Below are 23,345 nucleotides of genomic sequence, written 5' to 3' on the forward strand. Positions count from 1 at the left end.
TGTTGCCTGACTGCACCGGCCGCCATAGCTTTAGAATTGTCGTGGAGTCTGAGATGGGGCGGCGGATCGTGCTTGCGGTGCTGGGCGTCGTCATGATCCTTGTCCTGGCCTTCCTGCTTGGTCCGCGCGTTCCCGTCGACACCACGATCCATTTCGATGACAAAGTGATCGGCGACGACCCGCAAGCGTATGTCGCGCGCGAAGAGGCTGCCGTCCCCAATATCCGCGACGGGCTCGAGAAAGAAATCATCTGGGCCGATCCGATGGTTCACGCCAGGACGCCATTGGAGATCGTCTATATCCATGGCTTTTCGGCATCGAAGGGCGAGGTTCGCCCGCTGGCCGACGAGGTCGCCGACCAACTCGACGCCAACCTTTTCTACACCCGCCTCACCGGTCATGGGCAGGACGGCGCCTCGATGGCGCAAGGCAGCGTCAATGCCTGGATCAACGACTATGAGGAGGCGCTCGCCATCGGCCGGGCCATCGGCGACAAGGTGATCGTCATCGGCACCTCGACCGGTGGATCGCTGGCGGCATGGGCGGCGACTGAGCCTGGCGCATCGGACGGCGTCGCTGCAATCGCATTCATCTCGCCGAATTTTGGCATCAGGGCTTCAGGCGCCGAGCTGCTGACCATGCCCTGGGGCAGGCAGATCGCCGAGTTCGTCGGCGGCAAGGAGCGCAGCTTTCCGACCCGCAACGCGCTGCACGAGAAACTCTGGACGCACACCTATCCAATGGCGGCCGTGCTGCCGATGGCCGCGCTGACCAACCTTGCCTACGCAGCGCCTGTGGAGAAGGCAACCATACCGGCGCTGTTCATCTTCTCGGATTCCGACAAGGTGGTGCGCCAGGATCGCACCCGCGAAATCGCCGGGCTCTGGGGCGCACCGCATGAACTGGTGCCCGTCGACGACAATGGCGATCCCGACGACCACGTCATTGCCGGCGACGCGCTGTCGCCCTCGACCACGGCTTTCCTGGCGCAGCGGATCGTCGTGTGGGTGAAGGCAATTACCGGGCAGCCCTAAACGAAAAGGACGGCCGAAGCATTGCCCCGGCCGTCCTCATATTCAATCGTCAGCAATCAAGCCAGGCTCGACGAGCCTGACCGGTTCGTCTGATCAGGCAGCCCGCGCCGCGGGCCGCTTGCCGCCGAAGCGGCGCTTGTTGTTGCCCTTGAAGGCCTTGGCGCCTTCCGGCTTGCGCTCACTTGCACCCGCAAAAGCCGGCTTGTCACCAAAACGCTTCTTGGCGAAGCCGTTGTTCTGGCCACCGGGCCGCCTGCCGTCGCGACGGCCATTGCGGTCGTTCCGATCATTGGCGGGCTCGAAGCGCTCGTTCTTTTCGGCCGGATTGCGCACCGGATCGGGGCTGCCGAGATGGTCGGCAACGATCGGCAGCTTGCTGCGGATGATGCGCTCGACCTGACGCAGCTTGCTGTTTTCGGAAGGATCGCAAAGCGTGATGGCAATGCCGTCCATGCCGTTACGGCCGGTACGGCCGATGCGGTGGACATAGCTTTCGGCCTCATCCGGCAGGTCGAAATTCACCACATGGCTGATGCCGGGAACGTCGAGGCCGCGCGCCGCGATGTCGGTCGCCACGAGAATGCGCACCGAGCCCTCGCGGAAATCGTTGAGCGCCTTCTGGCGGGCGTTCTGCGACTTGTTGCCGTGGATGACGGCGGCCTTGAAGCCGTCGCGTTCGAGGTCCTTGGTCACCCGGTCGGCGCCATGTTTGGTGCGCGAAAAGATGATGACGGACTTCATCGCTTCGTCGGCGAGCATCGTCGACAGCACCTGGCGCTTCTGCTTGGTGCGGGCAAAGACAACGCCCTGCACGATTTCGGCAGCAGCGGTGCTCTGCGGCGCGACTTCGACGCGGATCGGGTTCTTCAACAGGCCCTTCGCCAGTTCGGCGATTTCATTGGGCATGGTGGCCGAGAACAGCACCGTCTGACGGTCGGGCGCGGTCGCCTTGGCGATCCGCTTGACGTCGTTGATGAAGCCCATGTCGAGCATGCGGTCACCCTCGTCCAGCACCAGCCATTTGGTGTCGGAGAGAATGAGGTCGCCCTCGCGCACCAGGTCGGTCAGGCGGCCGGGCGTGGCGATCAGGATGTCGACGCCGGGAGCGACCTTCTTCACCTGGCTGAAGCGCGAGACGCCGCCAAGCACGAGAGCGGTCGAGACATGCGCGCCCTTGGCGAGGATCTTGATGGTGTCCTCGATCTGGACGGCGAGTTCGCGCGTCGGCGCCAGGATCAGCGCACGGGTGGTCTTGGCCCGGCGCTTGGTGCCGAGCGCGATGATCTTCGACAGGATCGGCAGCGCGAAGGCCGCGGTCTTGCCCGAGCCGGTCTGGGCGATGCCGAAGATATCACGGCCTTCCATCTGCGGCGGGATCGCCTGCGTCTGGATCGGCTTCGGCTCGGTGAAGCCGGCGCCATGCGTCGCCTTGAGCAGCGCGCCCGTGATCCCAAGAGCTGCGAAACCGGTGAGGTCCGCAGTGTTGCCGGTCGAGATCGCGTTACCGGCTGAGGTGTTTTCGTTGGTCAAAATAGTCTTCTTTCACGCGGTCTTGGCCGCAAACATCGATGGCGGCAGGGCGCAACCTGCCGTCGAAAAATTTGATATGAAACGACAAGGCGGGCGGACGGAAACGTCCACTCGGCTGCGCTGTCGTGCCCGCAGGCGTCATGCCACGGGGCTCTTTCGCCACTTCGTGATGTATCGGAAAGAGAGGCCGATATACCGGAAAGAGGGAAAACAGACGCAACCAGTCTCATTTGTCGAGAAGGCCGGAATCTCCGGCCCAAGCGCCTATGGGCTGCATATGGCTGAGTTCGCTCCGGAATGCAAGGGGCCACATGTTGCAGCGCAATAATCGAGGCCGAAAGCGGCGCTTGCACACGCCTGCAGGCATCATTACCACAAATGCAGCTGCCATTTCTGGAGACCGAGCGATGAAGGACGTGCTGAAGGAACTCGAGCGCCGCCGCGAGATCGCCCGCATGGGTGGCGGCCAGGCCCGCATCGACGCCCAGCACAAGAAGGGCAAGCTCACCGCGCGCGAGCGCATCGATGTCTTTCTCGACGAAGGCTCGTTCGAGGAGTTCGACATGTATGTCGAGCATCGCTCGACCGATTTCGGCATGGAGAAGACCAAGATCGCCGGCGATGGCGTCGTCACCGGCTGGGGCACGGTCAATGGCCGTCCGGTCTATCTCTTCGCCAAGGACTTTACCGTCTTCGGCGGCTCGCTGTCGGAGGCGCATGCCGAAAAGGTCATCAAGGTGCAGGAGATGGCGCTGCGTAATCGCGCGCCGATCATCGGCCTCTACGACGCCGGCGGCGCCCGCATCCAGGAAGGCGTGGCGGCGCTTGGCGGCTATGCCGAGATCTTTCAGCGCAACGTGCTGGCCTCCGGCGTCATCCCGCAGATTTCCGTTATCATGGGTCCGTGCGCCGGCGGCGACGTCTATTCGCCTGCGATGACCGACTTCATCTTCATGGTCCGCGACACCTCTTACATGTTCGTCACCGGGCCGGATGTGGTGAAGACCGTCACCAACGAGACGGTGACCGCCGAGAGCCTTGGCGGCGCGTCCGTCCACACGACCAAATCGTCGATTGCCGACGGCGCCTACGGCAATGACGTCGAGGCGCTGTTGCAGATGCGCCGGCTGGTAGACCTTTTGCCCGCGTCAAATACGTCGGAGCTTCCTGAGATCGAGTGCTACCAGTCGGTCACCGACCATGATCTGTCGCTCGACCGGCTGATCCCGGACAACGCCAACAAGCCTTACGACATCAAGGATCTGATCCTCAAAGTTGCCGATGAAGGCGATTTCTTCGAGATCCAGCAGAACTTTGCCAAGAACATCGTCACCGGTTTCGGCCGCGTCGAAGGCCGCACCGTCGGCTTCGTCGCCAACCAGCCGATGGTGCTGGCCGGCGTGCTCGATTCCGACGCAAGCCGCAAGGCGGCGCGCTTCGTGCGCTTCTGCGACTGTTTTTCCATTCCCATCGTCACCTTCGTCGACGTCCCCGGCTTCCTGCCCGGCACCGCGCAGGAATATGGCGGACTGATCAAGCACGGCGCCAAGCTCTTGTTTGCCTACGCCGAGGCAACCGTGCCGAAAATCACCGTCATCACCCGCAAAGCCTATGGCGGCGCCTATGACGTGATGGCCTCAAAACATCTGCGCGGCGATATGAACTATGCCTGGCCGACGGCGCAGATCGCGGTGATGGGGGCGAGAGGCGCGGTCGAGATCATCTACCGCAAGGATATTGGCGACGCCGAAAAGATCGCAGCTCACACAAAGGCTTACGAAGACCGCTTCCTGTCGCCCTTCGTCGCCGCCGAACGCGGCTATGTCGACGAGGTGATCATGCCGCATTCGACCCGCCGCCGCGTTGCCCGGGCACTGCGCATGCTGCGCAACAAGGACATGCAAAATCCCTGGAAGAAGCACGACAACATCCCATTGTAATACATCCAGACAAGCTCGTGAGTCGCTCACTCCTCTTCCGCCGCCCCGAACCCCGCATCGCTGGGGGCGCTGGTCGCGCTCGCCCAAGGCGTCGCGTGATTATCGATGCGCATCTGGAAGATGAAATAGGTCGGCGAGCAGTAGCCGATGCCTTTCACCTTGGCAGCACCCGGCGTGTCCGGCGGCAGCGACTGGCACATATAATCCTCGCGGCAGAAATGATCGGCCGAACATGCGGGACGGTTTCCGCGGTTGACCGCGCCGCTGAGGCACTGGTCGAAATTGTTGGTGGCGACGCAGGTGTCGAATTTCTTGCCGCCGACCATGCCGCAAATTTCCGATGGCATCGGCTTGCCCGTCTTGAAGGCGGCGAAGCTGCGGTCCTTGTCGTCGCAGGCGCGATAAGCGATGCCTGCCGGTACGCCGATTTTCGGTGGCCGGCAGGTGTAGGCGGTCCGCGAAAAGGTCGGCGCAAAAGCCGCGAACTGGCCGGTGATCTTGTAGCGGTCGTTGAACGGCTGAGACGGGTTGCTGGCGATCGACCCGGTCAGGCAGGGATGGCCCGAAAACATCTTTGGACTGTCCGTGGGCAACAGACATTGCGCCAACGCGGTATGCACGCCTGAAGCCGTCGCGAGCGGCGTGCAGACGGTGCCGCCACCGCATTGCCAGGTCGCGCCGAAGCGTTTTGCATCATCCGGCATCAGGCACGGCATCGCCATCTCGGCCGGGGCGTAGTCGACATCGCCGGCATCGGTCCATGTCGCTGGCGGCGCGAAGGACAGCGGCCGGTAGCGGTTCGGCTCCTTGCCTTCTTCCGTCGCGCGCAGCCAGGCCTCACGTCGCGGAATCTCGGCATGGAGATGCGGCGAGATGCCGACCTCGATCCGGTTGAGAGGCGACGTCGTTTTGTCGTCGAGGCCGATGAAGTGAAAGCCAGCCGTCGAGCCCGCCTGGTGGCAGCCCTGGCAGGCGCCATTGTCCAGCCGCTCGACCAGCGCCTCCGGTGTCCGCACCAGCTTTAGCGCAGCATAGTCCAAGCCGGCGAAATCCGCTGGCTGGAACAGCGGCGTGAACGGATGGTTGGCCCGTCTCGCGCTGCCGAAGGTCGACCACGAGATGATTTTCTTGGCCAGGAATTCGTCGGGGATTTCGTAGACGCCGAGATCGACGGCCGCGACATTGGCGCTGACGTAGTCGGCGAGCCCTTTCTTCAGTGCGGCATCATCCGAGAGCCGTGCTGTGTCAGGCGTGTTTTCCAGCGGCTTCTCGACGATGGTGGCGCCATCGATGCCGAAGATGCGCATGAGGTAGGCAGCCTGCCCGCCGAACTCGGTCTCCTGTCCCGAGGGAAAACGCACCACCTGCGCATTGAGCTCAAGCTGTTTGAAGTTCAGTTCGGCCGGTTCCAGCGGCCCGCCGGCCAGCCAGCCGGCATCGACGTTTTCGTCGATCTGCGGTGTCCAGCGCCCGGCAACGCCGACGCAGCCGCCATCGGCATCCGGCGCCACGCTGTAGACGGCGTTGAAGTTGAACGGCAGGCGCGAAGCGAGAAGTTTGCCGTTCTTGCGGAAACTGTAGGCCAGGCGATAGATGAAGCGCACCTCGCCGCAGCTCTTGTCACCTTGGAGCGCGGTGAAGTCGCGCCGGTCCAGCCGGTTGACGACGCCGACCAGGCGGAAGCGCGCGGCCTCGGTCTTCAGCCAGCGCATATCCATGACGCGGCCGACATTGCCGTCGGTCACCTCGTAGAGCGTGCGCCCGCCAGCCTTTATCTCGGCCCGTAGCGTGGCAATATCGGCCGCAACCATGTCGACAACAGCACGATAGGCCGGCACCTCACTGTAGAGCGTCTTCAGATCGTCCGCGCCGTCGACGGCGAAAACCCCGGCGAAACCAAAGCCCTTGGCATCGAGGGCGGCGAGCACCGCCGGATCGTCGACAATGGTGACCGGTTGCTCGGCGCGCACGGCATGCGATGCGAACAGCGCCATGATGGCCGCAACGACGAACGCGAAATGCTTCATCTGATCGCCACCTTCTGCCGTGCATCGACCAGTTCACGCAGCACCGGCACCAGGGCCAGCGGCAGATCCTCCGCGATTAATCCAGCACCGAAGCGGCTGCCGGCCTCGGCATGGATCCAGACAGCGGCGCAAGCTGCTTCGAAGGGCAACATGCCTTGCGCCAGCAGCGCGGCAATTATGCCGGCAAGCACGTCCCCTGACCCGGCGGTGGCCAGCCATGGCGCGCCATTGGCGTTGATCGCGGCGCGGCCGTCGGAAGCCGCGATGACGGTGTCGGCGCCCTTGTAGATGACAGTGGCGTTGGCGCGCGCCGCAGCCACGCGAGCCTTGGCGAGCTTGGACAGACTTTTGTCGTCGGCGATGTCGGGAAACAGTCGGCCGAACTCGCCCTCATGCGGCGTCATGACCAATGCTGGCGCATCCGGCCTGCCGGCCGCCTCGAACAGCGTTGAGACCGCGTTGCGGAAGGACGTGATGCCGTCTGCATCGAGCACCAACCCTTCGGCACCGCCCTCCCTCTGTTTCCTGCCGAGCACGGCGAGGGCGAAATCGCGCGCCTTGTCACCAACACCAAAGCCCGGGCCGAGGACAAAGCTCGACGACCGGCGATCGCCGAGAAAGTCTTGCACGTCCTCGATAGCGTCGGCCTTGCGCAGCATGATCGCGGTCAGATGCGTGGCGTTCACCTGCATGGCATTGGCAGGAGACAGCACGGTCACTGCCCCTGCCCCGCTTCTTGCAGCGGCAAGTGCGGCCAACCGCGCCGCACCCGTCGCCGACGGTCCGCCGGAGAAGACGCCGACATGGCCGCGTTTGAATTTGTGTGCATCGACCGCCGGCACCGGCAGTGCGTCGAGCCAGAACGTCGGCTTGTTTTCGAATGCGTGCGGCGCGACCTGGGCGATGATATCGTCGCCAATGCCGATATCGGCGACGACGATCTCGCCGCATCGGTCCCGGCCGGGCAACAGCAGATGCCCCGGTTTCTTGCGCGCGAAGGTGACGGTGATGTCGGCACGGAATGCCGTGCCGAGAATGTCGCCGCTGTCACCCGAGACGCCCGAAGGCAAATCGACGGCGACAACAGACAGGCGGGCGGCACTGTCGACCGCGCGTGCGGCATCGCCCGAAAGGTCCTTGGACAGTCCCGCGCCATAAAGAGCATCGACAATCAAGGAGCCGGGCTCGGCGGCAAAAGCCGCTAGCGGCTTGCGCTCCAGCAGGCATTGGGTCGCGGCGATCGCGGCATCGCTGCCTACCCTCGGTTCGCCTAATGTCCACAGCGCGACATCGACACCCGTCTCCGCCAGCAACCGCGCCACGACATAGCCGTCGCCGCCATTATTGCCGGGGCCGCACAGCACATGCACCCTAGTGGCTGAAGGATAGCGCGCCAACACCACCGCCGCGACCGCTTCGCCGGCGCGCTTCATCAGGCCATAGCCGTCCAGTGGACCGGCCGCGATTGCCAACCGGTCGGCATCCGCCATCTCGGTCGGCGACAGCAGTTCCAATTTGGCGCCGGCTGGCAAACCCATCGCTGGTACGTCCTTCGGTTCATCCGCCTTGCGTGGCAGCGTCGGGAGCTCGGCCGGACACGAGGCCCGGATCGACCTTTGAGGCATAGATCGCCGATTCCATGACGATGGTGAGACCGAGCTTCCGGTCGAGCAAATCCTTGGCCTGACCGAGAATCAATGCCGCCACATTGGCGGTGATGGCCGGCCAATTGGTCACATCGGCCTCGCCATAGACAATTGTCGCATTCGGCAGACGGCCGGTCAGACACGTCACCGCCATTGGCCATGCAAATCCAAGCAATTTCCTGACCGGGAAATGCGGATGATGATTTTTGCCGACCGACGGCAGCCCCTCCAGTGGGCCGCCCAGCGTCTGCGAGACATGGGCGAACATGGCCTCCAGCGAAGGCATACCATTCGGCGGCAGGCCGTTGTTGATCGCCGTTCCGGCAGCGAGGTTCCAGAGCCGCTCCGGAGCCTTCTTGTCGTCGCGGGCCAAGAGCATCTCGTTCAGCGGCTCGCCGAACAGGAAACGCGACCCGTCCTTGGTCGTCACGATGTCTAGCTCGGGTGTGCGGCCGCTGAGCAGAGCGCACTGCGCGGCAAAACCGGCAATCGCTCCCGCAGCCGAAACGATGGTCTCGGCATGGATGCGTCCATTCACCGCCAAAAGCTGCGGAAGGTTGTCGCGCAAATGCCCGAATGCAAAGTTGCAGGGGCGCTGTCAGGTTTGTCGCGCCATGGAAAATCCACGGCGCGCGGTGGTCCGCCACCAGTCGAACCGCCACCGGAGCCGGCAGAGCCACGTGAAGACTGCCCGCGCCCAAATACACCCTTCATTCGTCCACCTTTCACTGCGTCGTTGACGCGGATATGCCCACACCGGGAATGATGGGTCAAATCTGCCAGGCCGCCCAACTGCACGGATCCGCGCGGGCCTGCAAAATGCGCAATCTGCCTAATTATCGTGCAGACGCCCGAAGCGGCAATGTGTAGGCTTCGGGCAGCTTTGCCGCAGCCGAAGCAGAGGATGACGCGAATGTGCATCCCGGCGCGGCGCGGCATTGGAATTGCGCGAAACCGCTTCGCGTGGGCTGAAATTGGCACAGTTCGTGCTTGATGGAGGCGCAAGCGGGGCGCACAACCCGTTTTTTTGGCAGTGGAGGCCACTTTTTACATGAAAAAGATCGAAGCGATCATCAAGCCGTTCAAGCTAGACGAAGTGAAGGAAGCGCTTCAGGAGGCCGGTCTGCAAGGCATTACCGTGACCGAGGCCAAGGGCTTTGGCCGCCAGAAAGGCCATACCGAACTCTATCGCGGCGCCGAATATGTCGTCGACTTCCTGCCCAAGGTGAAGATCGAAGTCGTGCTGGGCGACGACGCCGTCGAAGGCGCCATCGAAGCCATCCGCAAGGCGGCGCAGACCGGCCGCATCGGCGACGGCAAGATCTTCGTCTCCAACATTGAGGAGGTCGTTCGCATCCGTACCGGCGAAACGGGGATGGACGCCGTCTGAGCTTTCTGATTTCAGATTAACGTCTCCTCGAAACGTCATCACACAGGGAAGAAACGACATGACGACAGCCAAAGACATCATGAAGCAGATCAAGGACAACGACGTGAAATTCGTCGACCTGCGCTTCACCGATCCGAAGGGCAAGCTGCAGCACGTGACGATGGATGTCATCGAGGTCGAGGAAGACATGTTCGCCGACGGCGTCATGTTCGACGGCTCCTCGATCGCCGGCTGGAAGGCGATCAACGAGTCCGACATGGTGCTGATGCCCGATGCGGACACCGTCCATATGGATCCGTTCTTCGCCCAGTCGACCATGGTCATCCTGTGCGACATTCTCGATCCGGTCTCCGGCGAATCCTACAACCGCGATCCGCGCGGCACTGCAAAGAAGGCCGAGGCCTACATGAAGGCCGAAGGCATCGGCGACACCATCTATGTCGGCCCCGAAGCCGAGTTCTTCGTCTTCGACGACGTCAAGTACAAGGCCGATCCCTACAACACCGGCTTCAAGCTGGACTCGACCGAACTGCCGTCCAATGACGACACCGACTACGAGACCGGCAATCTCGGCCACCGCCCGCGCGTCAAGGGCGGCTACTTCCCTGTGCCGCCGATCGACAGCGCGCAGGACATGCGCTCCGAAATGCTGACCGTGCTCGCCGAAATGGGCGTGCGCGTCGAAAAGCACCATCACGAGGTTGCCGCTGCCCAGCACGAGCTCGGCATCAAGTTCGACACGCTGGTCCGCAACGCCGACAAGATGCTGATCTACAAATATGTCGTGCACCAGGTCGCCAACGCCTATGGCAAGACGGCCACCTTCATGCCGAAGCCGATTTTCGGCGACAACGGCTCGGGCATGCACGTCCACCAGTCGATCTGGAAGAACGGCAAGCCGACCTTCGCCGGCAATGAATATGCCGGCCTGTCGGAGTCGTGCCTGTTCTACATCGGCGGCATCATCAAGCACGCCAAGGCCATCAACGCCTTCACCAACCCGCTGACCAACTCCTACAAGCGCCTTGTGCCTGGCTATGAAGCACCGGTTCTGCTCGCCTACTCCGCGCGCAACCGTTCGGCCTCCTGCCGCATTCCGTTCGGCTCGTCGCCGAAGGCCAAGCGCGTCGAGGTCCGCTTCCCCGATCCAGGCGCGAACCCCTACCTCGCTTTCGCCGCCATGCTGATGGCCGGCCTCGACGGCATCAAGAACAAGATCCACCCGGGACAGCCGATGGACAAGGATCTTTACGATCTGCCGCCGAAGGAACTGAAGAAGATTCCGACCGTCTGCGGTTCGCTGCGCGAAGCGCTGCAGAGCCTCGACAAGGACCGCGGCTTCCTGAAGGCCGGCGGCGTCTTCGACGACGACCAGATCGACTCCTATATCGAGCTCAAGATGGCCGAAGTGATGCGCTTCGAAATGACCCCGCATCCGGTCGAATACGACATGTACTATTCGGTCTGAACGATAAGCCTCAGCGACAAGGAAAAACCCCGGCGTCAGTTCAGACGCCGGGGTTTTTGTTTGACCAATAGCAGACCGTAGACGTGATAGCAGCAGGCTACGGCGCAGGCTTATGAAGCCTGCGCCGCTATAGATGCTTAGGCGGCCGCCGAAACCTGCGCGCTGGTCGCAACCTCCGCGATGGTCTTCAGGATCTGCGAAGCGATCTGGTAGGGGTCGCCTTGCGAATTCGGGCGGCGGTCTTCCAGGTAGCCCTTGTAGTCATTGTTGACGAAGGAATGCGGCACGCGGATCGAGGCGCCGCGGTCGGCGATGCCGTAGCTGAAGCGGTTCCACGGCGCGGTCTCATGCTTGCCGGTCAGGCGCCTGTCGTTGTCCGGGCCGTAGACGGCGATGTGGTCCATCAGGTTCTTGTCGAATTGAGCCATCAGCGCTTCGAAATAGGCCTTGCCGCCGACTTCGCGCATATAGGCGGTCGAGAAGTTAGCGTGCATGCCCGAGCCGTTCCAGTCGGTGTCGCCGAGCGGCTTGCAGTGATACTCGATGTCGATCTCGTATTTTTCGGTCAGGCGCTGCAAGAGATAGCGGGCCATCCACATCTGGTCGGCGGCCTTCTTGGAGCCTTTGCCGAAAATCTGGAATTCCCACTGGCCCTTGGCCACTTCGGCGTTGATGCCTTCATGGTTGATGCCTGCTGCGAGGCAGAGGTCGAGATGCTCCTCGACGATCTGGCGCGCGATCGGGCCGACATTCGAATAGCCGACGCCGGTGTAGTACGGACCCTGCGGCGCCGGATAGCCGCTCTCGGGGAAGCCGAGCGGACGGCCGTCCTTGTAGAAGAAATACTCCTGCTCGAAGCCGAACCAGGCGCCCTCGTCGTCGAGGATGGTGGCGCGCTTGTTGGACACATGCGGCGTCACGCCATCTGGCATCATCACTTCGCACATCACCAGCACGCCATTGGTGCGGGCCGGATCGGGGAACACGGCAACCGGCTTCAGCACGCAATCGGAGCTATGGCCTTCGGCCTGCTGCGTCGAGGAACCGTCAAAGCCCCACAGCGGCAGCTGCTCGAGCGTCGGGAACTCGGCGAACTCCTTGACCTGGGTCTTGCCGCGAAGATTGGGGACCGGCGTGTAACCATCGAGCCAGATATACTCGAGCTTGTATTTCGTCATTCTAGAGCCTCTCGTTGCTTGATCACCGAACCTGGATGACGCCGGCGCGCCGAGCCATCCAGCAGCCCAGCTGCCAAGCCAATAAAATGCAAATCGTGTGCCACTTCAGTTGGTCAGGTGCGGCAAAAATGCCCTTTCATGCCGGTGACGAAGGCAAGCCGCCTAAGCAATGCGCCCGGATCGATCAAAGGCAGAATTTGCTTAAATAACAAGCAAATGCCGATCTTTCTTTAGGCATCTTGCCTAAATGGATTGCAGGACTTACCTTGATGGAAAGATGAATCGAAGAGCCTCTCCAGAAGAAAGGAGACCGACCATGGAAATCACCTCAACCCGTCCGTCGGCCAGAATCCTGATGTTCCCGGTGGCAGCGCGTGCGGGTGCCTCAAATTTAGGCGTAAAGGCCAAGTTTGCGGCAGAGCTTGCTTCGCTGCGCGATCAGCCGCTTGACCATGGCGAGGCTTGGTATCATGAGGCCGCCATTGCGGACGCCGAACAGCCTCGCAAGAGCTAGGCGTCTTCCGCGCTGATAGATCGAACAGGCCCACAAATGAAAAACCCGGCGCGATCGCTCGGGCCGGGTTTTTTGTATGACACAGAGCTGTCGGCTACTGCTTGGTATGCAGGTCGGTGCCGAGCGTATCCCTGACGAAGATCATGCCGATGATCAGCGACATTGCCGCGATCACCACCGGATACCAGAGCCCGTAGTAGATATCGCCCTTGTAGGCACTGAGCGCGAACACGATCGCCGGGAGGAAACCGCCGAACCAGCCATTGCCGATGTGGTAGGGCAGCGACATGCCGGTGTAGCGGATGCGGGTCGGGAACATCTCAACCAGGATCGCCGCGATCGGCCCGTAGACCATGGTCACGTAGAGGACCAGGATGAACAGGATGCCGATGACCTTGGCCCAGTTGACCTGTGCCGGGTCGGCAAACATCGCAAACGCACCCGCTGCCGGAATGCTGTAGACGGTCACCTCGGTGGCGCCGGCTGCCTCATCCTTGGTCAGCACCTTGTCCTTGATCGCCTGCTCGGTCGGGACTTCGGTCTTTTCGCCTGCGCGGATGGCTGCCGCGTCGAGCTTCAGTTCGGGGTTGGCCGCGACAAAGGCGTCGAGCTTCTGGTCGGCAACCTTGGCGGCAGCGCGCTTCAGCGGATAACCACCATCCTGCAAGGCAATATTGATTGCCTTGCCGAAGGCTGCCTCTTTGGCCTTCAATTGGTCGCCAGCCGCGACCGCGTCATAGGATTCAGCTGTCTCGTTGCCGATCTTGACTGTAGCAGGCGTTCCAGCCGCTGCCGCCGTCACGACGTCATAAGGCACCGAGTTCTTGCTGAGAAAGGCGGTCGCGATATCGCATGACGTCGTGTATTTGAAAGTGCCCGTGGGGTTGAACTGGAATTTGCAGTCGCCAGGCGCGGCGGTCACAGTCGCACGCGTTGTCTGTTGTGCCGTTGCCAGAGCTGGATTAGCCGCCCAGGTCAGCGCCTTAAACAGCGGGAAAGTGGTGACGATCGCCAGCGCAAGACCGGCCATGATAATCGGCTTGCGGCCGATCTTGTCGGACAGCCAACCGAACACGACGAAGAAGATCGCGCCTACCGCCAGCGCGATGGCGACCATGATGTTGACCGACTGCGCGTCCACCTTGAGCACATTGGTAAGGAAGAACAGTGCGTAGAACTGGCCGTTGTACCAGACCACGGCCTGGCCGGCGGTGAGGCCGAAAAGCGCCAGCAGCGCAATTTTTGCATTCTTCCATTGGCCGAAGGCTTCCGACAAAGGCGCCTTGGAGCCCTTGCCCTCTTCCTTCATACGGACGAAGGCCGGCGATTCCGAAAGCGTCAGGCGAATCCAGACCGATATTGCGAGCAGGATGGCCGAGAGTAGGAATGGAATGCGCCAGCCCCAGGCCGCGAAATCCTCCTTGCTCAACGAATTCTGCACGGCCAGGATGATGATCAGCGACAGGAACAGGCCAAGCGTCGCTGTCGTCTGAATCCACGACGTATAGAAGCCACGGCGATCGTCGGGTGCATGTTCGGCGACATAGGTCGCGGCACCGCCATACTCACCGCCGAGCGCCAGGCCCTGCAGCATGCGCAGCCCAACCAGGATGATGGGCGCCGCGATGCCCCAGCTCGCCGAACCGGGAAGCAGGCCGACCAGGAAGGTCGACAGGCCCATGATCGTGATGGTGACGAGGAATGTGTATTTGCGGCCGACGAGATCGCCGATACGGCCGAACACCAGCGCGCCGAACGGCCGCACGAGGAAGCCGGCAGCGAAAACCAGCAGCGTGAAGATGTTGCGCGTCCCCTCCGGATAAGAGGCGAAGAATGTGGTGCCGATTGCGGCCGCCAATGCGCCGTAGAGATAGAAATCATACCATTCGAAAACCGTGCCGAGCGAGGAAGCGAAGATGACTTTCTTCTCCTCCCGCGTCATGCCGCGGCTGCTTCCGCCGGCGGTCGATGCCAATGCCATTGAACTGTCCTCCCGTGAATCGTCTGCCTTCGACGCTGGGCGTCATCGTCGGCGTTCCCTCCGAACGCGACTCGAACCCGACATCGGCGTAAAAAATGACAGAAAGCGACCGCCGGAGGCAGACAGACCTTGGATTTATGACTTTGGTATTAGGTGCAGTGCGGCAAAAGGCCGAGGATCAGGTCTTCAGCGCATCGAGCAGGCCGATGGCCGCCATCATGTCGCGCTTGCGGGCCGAGCGGCGTGCCACAGCCTCGGCATCCTGGCCCCAATGCTCGATTTGCCAGTCCTCGTCGACATGGCCGGCGGCCCAAGCCGCGTCGCCATCGAGCGCGCCGTAATCGACCGCCAGCGCCAGCAGCGCCGACCCGGTCAGCGAAGTCATGACATGGATTGCAGCCAGCCGCAGCGGCTCGGCACGCTGGGCAAGATGGGCGCCGAGGACGGCGAGGCTTTCGCGCGGCTGCTCGACATGGATGATGCCCTCGGCGAGGTTGAACCGAGCCCCTAATGTCGCCCTCGCCCAGTCGATCACCGGATCCCAATGCTGGTTCTGCCGCTCGACCAGCCCCTGCGGCGCGTCGGCGCGGTAGCAGGTCAGATCGGACGAGGCGAAGCGCAAGACGTCCTCCAGCACCGCCTGCGGGTCGCTGGCGACGCCGTCGATGGCGGTGTTGACCAGACGCAGCACCGGCATCGTGACCGGGTCGATGGTCTCGCCCTGTGCAGCGAACTCATTGGCGACCAGGGCGGCGGCGTTTTCGGTCGGGAGCGCCAGCAGCGCCTTGCCCGGCGTGCGCACCGGCTTGCCATCGAGGTGGACGGCAAAACCGTCCTCCACAGCTACGACCGACACGTCCTTGTAGAAGCGCTTCGGCAGGTGCGTCTTCATCTGGATCTGCGCGCGGCGGACCGGATCCGGATCGGACAGATGCTTTCCCGCTTCGAGGTCGTTGAGGATGTCACGCATCGTCGAACTTTCTATCCAGGTACCTGCTTGCGCGCCGGCCGGTTGACGATGATCAGGCCGACTGCGATCAGCCCAAGCGCCACAAAGATCCTGGTCGTTGGCGCCTCGCCAAGAATGATAGCGCCGCAGAGGACGCCGAACACCGGCGACAGGAAGGCGAAGCTCGACAGGCCCGATGCCGGATAGCGCCTGAGCAGCCAGAACCACAGCACATAGGTGAAGGCAACTATATAGAGCGACTGGAACAGCAGCGCCAATGCCGGCAAGGCACTGACCGCGCGGATCGGCGGGCCGGCGAAAGGCATCACCAGGACACCGACAATGGCCGCACCGGCCAACTGATAAAGCAGCAATTTCTCGGCACTGGTCTCGACCAGTTTCGAACGCTTGATGACGATGCTGGTCGCCGCCCACAGGATACCGGAGCCGAGGCTGAGCAGATCGCCCATCAAGGTCATCTCGGTGCCGCCGGCAATCCCGTCGGAAAACACCGCCACCAGGCCGCAGAAGGCGAGAACGAGCCCGCCAAGCTTGCGCGCGTTGATACGCTCACCGAGCAGGAAATGGCCGCCGATCAGGACCCAGAACGGCATGGTGTTGACCAGCAGCGTGTTGCGGGCAACGGTCGTGTATTCCAGCCCGATATAGAGGCACAGGAACTCGACGCCGAACAGCACGCCGACGATGATGCCGGCGACAAGCGACCCGTCGGCCTTAAACAGCCTGATGCCGCGCAGCCAGCACCAGCCGAGCACACAGAGCCCGCCGATGATCGAACGTGCGATCGAGACGAAAACCGGATCGAAGCCGGCATAGGAGATCTTGGCGGCGACATAGTTCAGCCCCCAGGAAAAGGTCAGCCCGACCATGATGGAAGCAGCCGCCAGATCGACCGCATCGCGGCGATCCAATGCCGAGGCAACGGCCAATGTCAGTCCTCCGCGCTGGCGTCGTCGAAGCCGATCAGGTTCCAGCTCTGGCGCATATGCGGCGGCATCGGCGCGGTGACGTCGATGACGCCCTTGTCCGGGTGCGGAATGACGATGCGGCGCGCATGCAGATGCAGGCGGTTCTGAATGCCGCCCGGAAAGTCCCAGTTGGTGTCGGCCTCGAAATATTTGGGGTCGCCAAGGATCGGGCAGCCGATATAGGCGGCATGAACGCGCAGCTGGTGGGTGCGGCCAGTGTACGGCTCCATTTCCAGCCAGGTCATCGTCTGAGCCGCCTGCTCGATGATGCGGTAGTAGGACACGGCGTGGTCGGCGCCCTTTTCGCCATGGGCTGCCACGCGCACGCGGTCGCCGTCCTCGGTCGGTTCCTTGATCAGCCAGGTCGAGATCTTGTCCTCACGCTTGGGCGGGACGCCCTTGACCAGCGCCCAATAGGTCTTCTTGGTCTCGCGCGCCCGGAATGACTCGGAAAGCTTCATCGCCGCAAGCCTGGTGCGGGCAACCACCAACACGCCCGACGTGTCGCGGTCGAGCCGGTGCACCAGGCGCGGCTTCTCGCCCTTCTGGCTGCGCCAGGCCTCCAGCATGTCGTCGACATTGCGGGTGACGCCCGAGCCGCCTTGCACCGCCAGGCCCGCCGGCTTGTTGAAGACGAAGACTTTTGGATCTTCGTGGATCAGCATCTTGGCCAGCACATCGGCGTCGCCCTGGTTGCGGATCGAGTAACCCGTAAGCGCACTCTCGCCCTTCTTGTCGACCTCGAGCGGCGGCACACGCACCACCTGGCCGGGCTCGACACGGCTGTCGGCCTTGACCCGGCCGCCATCGACGCGGATCTGGCCCGAGCGCAGCAACTTCTGCAGATGGCCAAAGCCGAGACCGGGGAAATGGGTCTTGAACCAGCGATCGAGCCGCATGCCCGCCTCGCCGGCCTCCACCGTGATCTGTTCTACGCCTGCCATGATTTTCGCTTTATCCGTTTCTAGCGCGTGACCCCGAAAATCTACTCCGGCTTTCGGAAAGGATCATGCGCAAGATCAAAGTTTCTGCAGCGCGTCCAGAGGATGCGGCGTGCTCCAGGTCGGGGCAATAACACTATGAAACGGTTCTTGCGAGCCAAAGTCCCAGAAACAGGGCGATAATGGCGCCAACGACGCTGGCCAGCGCATATCCCAACGCCGGCAGCGTCGCTCCGCGCTCCCACAGGGTCGCGAAATCGAGCGAAAAGGCGGAGAAGGTGGTGAAGCCGCCAAGGATGCCGGTGGCGACGAACAGCCGGAGCTCATTGGAACCGCCGCGCCGCATCAGCGCGGCGATGAACAGCCCCATGGCAAAGGAGCCGACGATGTTGATCGCCATCGTCCCCCAGGGGTAGTTGGGGCCGACGAGGCGCAAGGCACCGATGTTGGTAAGGTGGCGGATGCCGGCGCCGATGCCGCCGCCGACCACAACGAGAAGCAGATTGAACATGCCCAATCCCTTCAGGCCAACGCCTCAGGTCGTCTCGACCTTCTTTGCCTTGCTCGAGCCGATCATCTTCCAGTTCTTGTAGAACATGGAATTGATGCGCTCGACGGTGACCGAAACGATGGCCAGAAGTCCGGCGATGAAGCCGGGGAACGGCGACGGGCGGATGATGTCCATGAACACGCAGTAGCGGCGTCCGTCATACTCGTTGACCGAGCGGTGCAGCAGCGTGTCGTCGAAAATATAGAGTGGGTTGTCGTGCCAGTAATTCCTGGCGCCGTTGCATTCGACGAAAACCTCTGCCTTCACCGGCAAGAGATTGTAGAGGATGCGCAGGCTGAGCCGCAGCGGTCCGAAATGCCAGGAAGTCGATTCCTTGCCTCTGAAGACAGACACGGCAATGGTCTTGATGTATTTGAAATCCTTGTTGAATTCTGCGACATTGTCGATCCGGTGCTTGCCGTACCACTGATAGACATACATGCCACGACGACCGGTGCCGAAATTGGCGTCGATATCGGCGATGATCTCGTCCTTGCGCGCCTTGAAGACGTCAAGAACCTCGTTGACCTCGCGCTGATAATCGGCAGGAAACTGCTCCAGCTTCCACACACCCGGGTTGCGGTAGCAAACGAGGTCCACCAGCAGATTGAAGGGCGACAGCAGCCAGGTGAAGATGCCATTGCCGAGGAAATAGCCGCGCAACAGCGACAGATCCTTGCTGGCGTTGCGCAGCACATCGATCAGGCCGCAGACGATCCAGATCGTGGTCAGGATCGGAATGAAATAGAAGCCGAGCGCGAGCAGCGGGACAGCAATCACAGCCTGGCGAAGCGTCTTGCGAAGGGATTTTGTCATTTCTGTTCGCGCGGCGCGCTGTCCCCGTTCCGAATTATCGCCCGTCCTGGCAGCCTCCCGGCCGAGTCATGCGACGTGATAGGGCTTTTTGTCATGCGGTACAATCACACTGCTGTGACTGGCGGGGACAGAATTTCAGTTCATCGCGGGCAGGCCGAGTTCGTCCCGTTTGTCCCGCGCGCCTATTTTTCCCGCTCGCTGCGCAGCTTTGCCCAATAGTCCAGCCGTTTCTTGATATCGCGCTCGAAGCCGCGTTCGGGCGGATCGTAAAAGATCTGCCGGCCCATCTTTTCGGGGAAATAGTCCTGGCCGGAAAAGGCATCGGGCTGGTCGTGATCGTAGCGGTAGCCGGCGCCGTAATCCCCCTCTTTCATCAGCTTGGTCGGCGCGTTGAGGATGTGCTTGGGCGGCAGCAGCGAACCGAACTCCTTCGCCGCCCGCGTGGCTGCCTTGAAGGCGGTATAGACGGCGTTGGATTTGGGCGCGGTGGCGAGATAGACGGTGGCCTCGGCGAAGGCCAGTTCGCCTTCGGGCGAGCCGAGGTAGTCGTATGCGTCCTTGGCGGCGTTGGCGATAACCAGCGCCTGCGGGTCGGCCAGCCCGATATCCTCCATCGCCATGCGCACCAGCCGGCGGCCGAGATAGAGCGGATCCTCGCCGGCGTCGAACATGCGGGCAAGATAATAAAGCGCCGCGTCCGGATCGGACCCGCGCACCGACTTGTGCAGCGCCGAGATCAGATTGTAGTGACCGTCCTGGCCCTTGTCATAGATCGGCGCGCGGCGCTGCACGATGCGCTGCAACCCTTCGGGATCAAAAACCTCGCCGGGTTTGGCGGCGCGCCAGACTTCCTCGGCCAGCGTCAGCGAGGCCCGGCCGTCACCATCGCTCATGCGGATGAGCATCGCCCGCGCCTCTTCGTCGAGCGGCAGCGCCCTGCCCTCCGTCTCCTCCGCGCGCGTCATCAGCTTGGCGATGCTCTCCTCGCCCAGCGAGTGAAACACCAGCACCCGCGCGCGCGACAAAAGCGCGGCGTTCAGCTCGAAGGACGGATTTTCGGTCGTGGCGCCAACCAGCACGACGGTGCCGTCCTCCATGACCGGGAGAAACGAATCCTGCTGGGCGCGGTTGAAGCGATGGATCTCGTCGACGAACAGCAGCGTCTGGCGGCCATTGGTGCGACGCAGCTTTGCCGCCTCGAACACTTTCTTCAAATCGGCAACGCCGGAAAACACCGCTGAGATCTGCTCGAAGGCAAGGCTGGTCTCGCCGGCCAGCAGCCGCGCCACGGTGGTCTTGCCGGTGCCGGGTGGCCCCCAGAAAATCATCGAGCCGAGCGAACCGGAGTTGATGAGCCGCGTCAGTGCGCCGTCGGGGCCGGTCAGATGCTCCTGGCCGACGACCTCGCCAAGGTTTTTCGGGCGCAGCCGATCGGCCAAAGGCCGGCCGGGCGGCGCTCTTTCCGGTTCATCGACGCTGAACAGATCGGCCATCTAGGTCTTCTGGTTGGAGCACGATCCTCAGAAATGGGAAGATCGCCTCAGTAACGCAACACCTGGCGCAGTATCTGCCCGCCGCGCTCGACGGTAAAGCGCCACCAGCGTGTATCCTGCTGGGCAATCTGCGCCAGTGTCGCCGCCGTATCGACCGTCGTGCCGTTCACCTCGCGCACGATGTCGCCCGGCTGGAAGCCGAAATCGGCTGCCGGCGAATCGCGGTTGATGTCGACCACGGTGACCCCCTTGAGGTCGGTGCGCAGGCCGAGCCGCTGGGCGAGCCTGGGCGACAGTTCCGCGACCTTGGCGCCGGAGAACGGGCTGCGGCCATGCAGGGTCACTTCCGACGCCTTGGCGCCTTCCGGCGCGCGCTCCAGTGCAATCTCCATCGTCGCCTGCTGGCCCTTGCTCAGGATGGCGAAGGTCGCCTTGGTGCCGATCGACAGGGTCGCCATGCGGTAATCCAGCGCCTCGATGCCTTCGACCGTCGTGCCATTGAGCTGCAGCACGACATCGCCGGGCTTCAGCCCTGCCTTGGCCGCCGGTCCGGCTTCCTCAACCGACGACACCAGCGCGCCGGTCGGCTTCTCCATGCCGAGCGATTCGGCGATCTGCGGTGTGACCGCTTCGAATTCGGCGCCTATATAGGGCCGCTCGAAGAAATCGAGCCCGGCCTTGGCCGCGTCGGCGAAGGCGCGCACCATGTTGGCGGGGATGGCAAAGCCGATGCCGATCGAGCCGCCGCTGCGGCTGTAGATGGCGGTGTTGATGCCGACCAGCTGGCCGCCCATGTTGATCAGCGCGCCGCCGGAATTGCCGGGATTGATGGCGGCGTCGGTCTGGATGAAGTAGCCCGAATCCGAAACGCCGATATGGCTGCGGGCAAGCGCCGAAACGATGCCGCTGGTGGTGGTCTGGCCGACGCCGAACGGATTGCCGATGGCCAGCACCAGGTCGCCGACCTCGAGCGCGTCGGAATCGCCGATGGCGATCACCGGAAACGGCTTGTCGGAGGTGATCTTGAGCACGGCGAGGTCGAGCGTCTCGTCCTTGAGCATGACCTTCGAGGTGAATTCGCGCCCGTCGGCGGTCGCGACCTTGACCTCGTCGGCATCCTTGATCACGTGGAAATTGGTGACGACGACGCCGCTCGGGTCGACCAGCACGCCCGAGCCGAGCGAGGATTGCGCGCGCGGCTGCGCGCGGCCGAAAAATTCCTCGAAGAACGGATCGCCGTCAAAGGGCGACGTGACCTTGGCCGTCTGCGACGCATAGACATTGACCACGGCCGGCGCCGTCTGCTTGACCAGGGGCGCAAACGACAGCTGCACCTCTTCGCGGCCGAACGGCACGCGCTTGTCGGGACCGGAGGTGCCGTTCTCGCCCTCGACGCCATGCAAGAGGTCGGTCAGCACATCGGAGAGCCCCGGATCGGCTGGCTTGGCGGCGTCCTCGGCCAGGGCGTCTTTCACGGCCGGTGCCGCGGCAAAGGCGGCCAGCGCGCAAAGGGCAACAAGAAACAGCCGTTTGAAGTGCATTCCGAATCCTCCAGGTCGGGCGCCATTGTCCCGACGATTGTGCAAAATGAAAGGCTAAGCCCCTGAAATCTGATTATTCTGGCCCGCAAAGCAGCTATAGGTCGGCTTGAAACTGAAAACCTGCGTCGACCTTCATGAAAAAACAACTCCTGTCATTCCGTGACTTTTTGAAGACCGGCACTTTTGGGCCTGTTTTCCCTTCTCTGAAAATGATCGACATCGCCAGTATGCTAGGTCCGCCTGACGGCTGGATCACGGAACATGCAGAGACGATTCCGGTCTATTGGACTTTCGGAAAGCTCGAAATTTCCTTTGATGAAGAAGCACCTCATTGGATGAACTGGTTTCAGATCGAAGAAGCGGGCTATCTCGAAGGTGATTTTGAGGTTCTCACCGATCGCCTTGTGCTCTCATTGGATGGGTTCAGTGGAGAGACGACACCTTCGGAATTCTTGACTGCCGGCCTTTGGGCTCCAGAAGAGGCAGCGGTGTTCTACGCCGCCTTGAGCGACGAAATATTGCTGAACATCTGCGCGGGTCCCGTTCAGATTCATTTCCGAGTCGATACAGACTTCATCGAAGATGGGGACGCCCAAAAATACCTGACCAATTCCACCGTGTCGCGAGTGGTCAGCGATATAGATTCCCGCGCCACCCTCGACAGTATCTATTCCTATCCCCAACCGGCGTTCGAAGAGATTCCCGGCGCCTTCAATTGGAATCTGCTTAGCGGTCGCGACTACCTGATGCTTACTCGCTAAACGTAAGACACGCTAAACGTAGGACGCCGGTAACAAAAAGGGGCCCGAAGGCCCCTTGAAGTCATTCCTGAAAAACCGAGCCTTATGCGGCAGCGGCTTCCTCGTCGGTGCCTTCGGCCTCGATGCGGGCGCGGTCGCCGGCGCCCTTGGCCGAGGTGTCGCGATCGACGAACTCGATGACTGCCATGGCGGCATTGTCGCCGTGGCGGAAGCCGGCCTTCATGATGCGCAGATAGCCGCCATTGCGGGTGGCGTAGCGCGGCGCGATGGTGTCGAACAGACGCTTGACGACGCCTTCATTGCCGATCTGGGCAATGACCTGGCGGCGCGCATGCAGGTCGCCGCGCTTGCCGAGCGTCACCAGCTTCTCGACGATCGGACGCAAATCCTTCGCCTTCGGCAGGGTGGTGACGATCTGTTCGTGCTCGAGCAGCGACACGGCGAGGTTGGCGAACATCGACTTGCGATGGCTAATGCTTCGGGCGAAGCGGCGGCCTTTAAAACCGTGGCGCATGGCTCTTTTCCTTCTTCAGTTGTTCAAGAGGCCGTGGCCTCTGATGGTTTTCCGCATGACCGTCGGATCGAGCGGCCCACGCC

General features: G+C 62.3%; 20 protein-coding genes. 6 read left to right on the top strand and 14 right to left on the bottom strand.

The window, feature by feature from the left end; all coding sequences use genetic code 11:
* The first annotated feature begins 53 nt into the window (after window positions 1-53).
* Window positions 54-1,034 carry an alpha/beta hydrolase gene (locus AC3CCE_RS19485; RefSeq protein WP_352626279.1) on the top strand — a complete coding sequence of 327 codons (981 nt, stop codon included), beginning with the start codon at window positions 54-56 and terminating at the stop codon, window positions 1,032-1,034.
* 93 nt (window positions 1,035-1,127) lie between these two features.
* Here AC3CCE_RS19485 and AC3CCE_RS19490 read toward each other — a convergent pair whose 3' ends face one another.
* Entirely contained in the window at window positions 1,128-2,564 is a 1,437-nt protein-coding gene (locus AC3CCE_RS19490) for a DEAD/DEAH box helicase (protein WP_488377182.1), read from the bottom strand.
* Window positions 2,565-2,971: 407 nt separating this feature from the next.
* Between AC3CCE_RS19490 and AC3CCE_RS19495 the strand changes: the two genes are divergently transcribed.
* Window positions 2,972-4,504, top strand: a complete 1,533-nt coding sequence (locus tag AC3CCE_RS19495) for an acyl-CoA carboxylase subunit beta (RefSeq protein ID WP_352511952.1) — start codon at window positions 2,972-2,974, stop codon at window positions 4,502-4,504.
* A 26-nt stretch (window positions 4,505-4,530) separates the two neighbouring features.
* Here AC3CCE_RS19495 and AC3CCE_RS19500 read toward each other — a convergent pair whose 3' ends face one another.
* The 3 genes from AC3CCE_RS19500 to AC3CCE_RS19510 are packed head-to-tail and all read right to left on the bottom strand — an operon-like array spanning window position 4,531 to window position 8,745.
* A complete protein-coding gene (locus AC3CCE_RS19500) occupies window positions 4,531-6,531 on the bottom strand; it encodes a hypothetical protein (protein WP_352626280.1) in 2,001 nt (666 codons plus the stop codon).
* Window positions 6,528-8,069, bottom strand: coding sequence for an NAD(P)H-hydrate dehydratase (locus tag AC3CCE_RS19505; protein WP_352626281.1), 1,542 nt, complete (start codon window positions 8,067-8,069; stop codon window positions 6,528-6,530). The genes AC3CCE_RS19500 and AC3CCE_RS19505 overlap by 4 nt, the downstream gene beginning before the upstream one ends.
* 19 nt (window positions 8,070-8,088) lie before the next feature.
* A complete protein-coding gene (locus AC3CCE_RS19510; RefSeq protein ID WP_488377183.1) occupies window positions 8,089-8,745 on the bottom strand; it encodes a hypothetical protein in 657 nt (218 codons plus the stop codon).
* A 483-nt stretch (window positions 8,746-9,228) separates the two neighbouring features.
* Here AC3CCE_RS19510 and AC3CCE_RS19515 point away from each other — a divergent pair, with 483 nt between their 5' ends.
* A complete protein-coding gene (locus tag AC3CCE_RS19515) occupies window positions 9,229-9,567 on the top strand; it encodes a P-II family nitrogen regulator (RefSeq protein WP_006205430.1) in 339 nt (112 codons plus the stop codon).
* A gap of 58 nt (window positions 9,568-9,625) precedes the next feature.
* Window positions 9,626-11,035 (top strand): type I glutamate--ammonia ligase, encoded by a 1,410-nt coding sequence (gene glnA / locus AC3CCE_RS19520; protein ID WP_023672775.1) that lies wholly within the window; start codon window positions 9,626-9,628, stop codon window positions 11,033-11,035.
* Window positions 11,036-11,172: 137 nt separating this feature from the next.
* Here the strand turns inward: glnA and AC3CCE_RS19525 are convergent, their stop codons facing one another.
* On the bottom strand, window positions 11,173-12,213 hold the full coding sequence (locus tag AC3CCE_RS19525; RefSeq protein WP_352626283.1) for a glutamine synthetase beta-grasp domain-containing protein: 1,041 nt from the start codon (window positions 12,211-12,213) through the stop codon (window positions 11,173-11,175).
* A gap of 316 nt (window positions 12,214-12,529) precedes the next feature.
* Between AC3CCE_RS19525 and AC3CCE_RS19530 the strand changes: the two genes are divergently transcribed.
* Window positions 12,530-12,727, top strand: a complete 198-nt coding sequence (locus AC3CCE_RS19530) for a DUF2735 domain-containing protein (protein ID WP_352626284.1) — start codon at window positions 12,530-12,532, stop codon at window positions 12,725-12,727.
* A gap of 94 nt (window positions 12,728-12,821) precedes the next feature.
* On the opposite strand, the gene AC3CCE_RS19535 is transcribed toward AC3CCE_RS19530, so the two are convergent.
* The 8 genes from AC3CCE_RS19535 to AC3CCE_RS19570 form a co-directional block, all read right to left on the bottom strand.
* Window positions 12,822-14,708, bottom strand: coding sequence for an MFS transporter (locus AC3CCE_RS19535; protein ID WP_352626285.1), 1,887 nt, complete (start codon window positions 14,706-14,708; stop codon window positions 12,822-12,824).
* A gap of 178 nt (window positions 14,709-14,886) precedes the next feature.
* Window positions 14,887-15,678: an ATP12 family chaperone protein gene (locus AC3CCE_RS19540; protein ID WP_352626286.1), complete on the bottom strand. Its 792-nt coding sequence runs from the start codon at window positions 15,676-15,678 to the stop codon at window positions 14,887-14,889.
* 11 nt (window positions 15,679-15,689) lie between these two features.
* Window positions 15,690-16,547, bottom strand: coding sequence for a DMT family transporter (locus tag AC3CCE_RS19545; protein ID WP_081726242.1), 858 nt, complete (start codon window positions 16,545-16,547; stop codon window positions 15,690-15,692).
* 62 nt (window positions 16,548-16,609) lie between these two features.
* Window positions 16,610-17,590, bottom strand: coding sequence for an RluA family pseudouridine synthase (locus tag AC3CCE_RS19550; RefSeq protein WP_023672769.1), 981 nt, complete (start codon window positions 17,588-17,590; stop codon window positions 16,610-16,612).
* Window positions 17,591-17,723: 133 nt separating this feature from the next.
* On the bottom strand, window positions 17,724-18,098 hold the full coding sequence (crcB, locus tag AC3CCE_RS19555; RefSeq protein ID WP_023688419.1) for a fluoride efflux transporter CrcB: 375 nt from the start codon (window positions 18,096-18,098) through the stop codon (window positions 17,724-17,726).
* 24 nt (window positions 18,099-18,122) lie between these two features.
* A complete protein-coding gene (locus AC3CCE_RS19560) occupies window positions 18,123-18,953 on the bottom strand; it encodes an aspartyl/asparaginyl beta-hydroxylase domain-containing protein (RefSeq protein ID WP_023682594.1) in 831 nt (276 codons plus the stop codon).
* A gap of 182 nt (window positions 18,954-19,135) precedes the next feature.
* Entirely contained in the window at window positions 19,136-20,446 is a 1,311-nt protein-coding gene (locus AC3CCE_RS19565; RefSeq protein ID WP_352626287.1) for a replication-associated recombination protein A, read from the bottom strand.
* Between the two features lie 47 nt (window positions 20,447-20,493).
* Window positions 20,494-21,987 (bottom strand): DegQ family serine endoprotease, encoded by a 1,494-nt coding sequence (locus AC3CCE_RS19570; RefSeq protein ID WP_352626288.1) that lies wholly within the window; start codon window positions 21,985-21,987, stop codon window positions 20,494-20,496.
* A 134-nt stretch (window positions 21,988-22,121) separates the two neighbouring features.
* Between AC3CCE_RS19570 and AC3CCE_RS19575 the strand changes: the two genes are divergently transcribed.
* Window positions 22,122-22,748, top strand: a complete 627-nt coding sequence (locus AC3CCE_RS19575) for a hypothetical protein (protein ID WP_023832214.1) — start codon at window positions 22,122-22,124, stop codon at window positions 22,746-22,748.
* Between the two features lie 82 nt (window positions 22,749-22,830).
* Here the strand turns inward: AC3CCE_RS19575 and rplQ are convergent, their stop codons facing one another.
* Window positions 22,831-23,262, bottom strand: a complete 432-nt coding sequence (gene rplQ, locus AC3CCE_RS19580) for a 50S ribosomal protein L17 (RefSeq protein WP_023682598.1) — start codon at window positions 23,260-23,262, stop codon at window positions 22,831-22,833.
* Window positions 23,263-23,345: the final 83 nt, after the last annotated feature.

It is taken from the genome of Mesorhizobium sp. P160187, from assembly GCF_057766425.1.

Coding starts and splice junctions, on each gene's coding strand:
- AC3CCE_RS19565 (WP_352626287.1), bottom strand. CDS start 20,446: ATGGCCGATCTGTTCAGCGTCGATGAACCGGAAAGAGCGCCGCCCGGC.
- rplQ (WP_023682598.1), bottom strand. CDS start 23,262: ATGCGCCACGGTTTTAAAGGCCGCCGCTTCGCCCGAAGCATTAGCCAT.
- AC3CCE_RS19485 (WP_352626279.1), top strand. CDS start 54: ATGGGGCGGCGGATCGTGCTTGCGGTGCTGGGCGTCGTCATGATCCTT.
- glnA (WP_023672775.1), top strand. CDS start 9,626: ATGACGACAGCCAAAGACATCATGAAGCAGATCAAGGACAACGACGTG.
- AC3CCE_RS19500 (WP_352626280.1), bottom strand. CDS start 6,531: ATGAAGCATTTCGCGTTCGTCGTTGCGGCCATCATGGCGCTGTTCGCA.
- AC3CCE_RS19570 (WP_352626288.1), bottom strand. CDS start 21,987: ATGCACTTCAAACGGCTGTTTCTTGTTGCCCTTTGCGCGCTGGCCGCC.
- AC3CCE_RS19550 (WP_023672769.1), bottom strand. CDS start 17,590: ATGGCAGGCGTAGAACAGATCACGGTGGAGGCCGGCGAGGCGGGCATG.
- AC3CCE_RS19535 (WP_352626285.1), bottom strand. CDS start 14,708: ATGGCATTGGCATCGACCGCCGGCGGAAGCAGCCGCGGCATGACGCGG.
- AC3CCE_RS19530 (WP_352626284.1), top strand. CDS start 12,530: ATGGAAATCACCTCAACCCGTCCGTCGGCCAGAATCCTGATGTTCCCG.
- AC3CCE_RS19505 (WP_352626281.1), bottom strand. CDS start 8,069: ATGGGTTTGCCAGCCGGCGCCAAATTGGAACTGCTGTCGCCGACCGAG.
- AC3CCE_RS19545 (WP_081726242.1), bottom strand. CDS start 16,547: ATGGTCGGGCTGACCTTTTCCTGGGGGCTGAACTATGTCGCCGCCAAG.
- AC3CCE_RS19495 (WP_352511952.1), top strand. CDS start 2,972: ATGAAGGACGTGCTGAAGGAACTCGAGCGCCGCCGCGAGATCGCCCGC.
- AC3CCE_RS19560 (WP_023682594.1), bottom strand. CDS start 18,953: ATGACAAAATCCCTTCGCAAGACGCTTCGCCAGGCTGTGATTGCTGTC.
- crcB (WP_023688419.1), bottom strand. CDS start 18,098: ATGTTCAATCTGCTTCTCGTTGTGGTCGGCGGCGGCATCGGCGCCGGC.
- AC3CCE_RS19540 (WP_352626286.1), bottom strand. CDS start 15,678: ATGCGTGACATCCTCAACGACCTCGAAGCGGGAAAGCATCTGTCCGAT.
- AC3CCE_RS19525 (WP_352626283.1), bottom strand. CDS start 12,213: ATGACGAAATACAAGCTCGAGTATATCTGGCTCGATGGTTACACGCCG.
- AC3CCE_RS19515 (WP_006205430.1), top strand. CDS start 9,229: ATGAAAAAGATCGAAGCGATCATCAAGCCGTTCAAGCTAGACGAAGTG.
- AC3CCE_RS19575 (WP_023832214.1), top strand. CDS start 22,122: ATGAAAAAACAACTCCTGTCATTCCGTGACTTTTTGAAGACCGGCACT.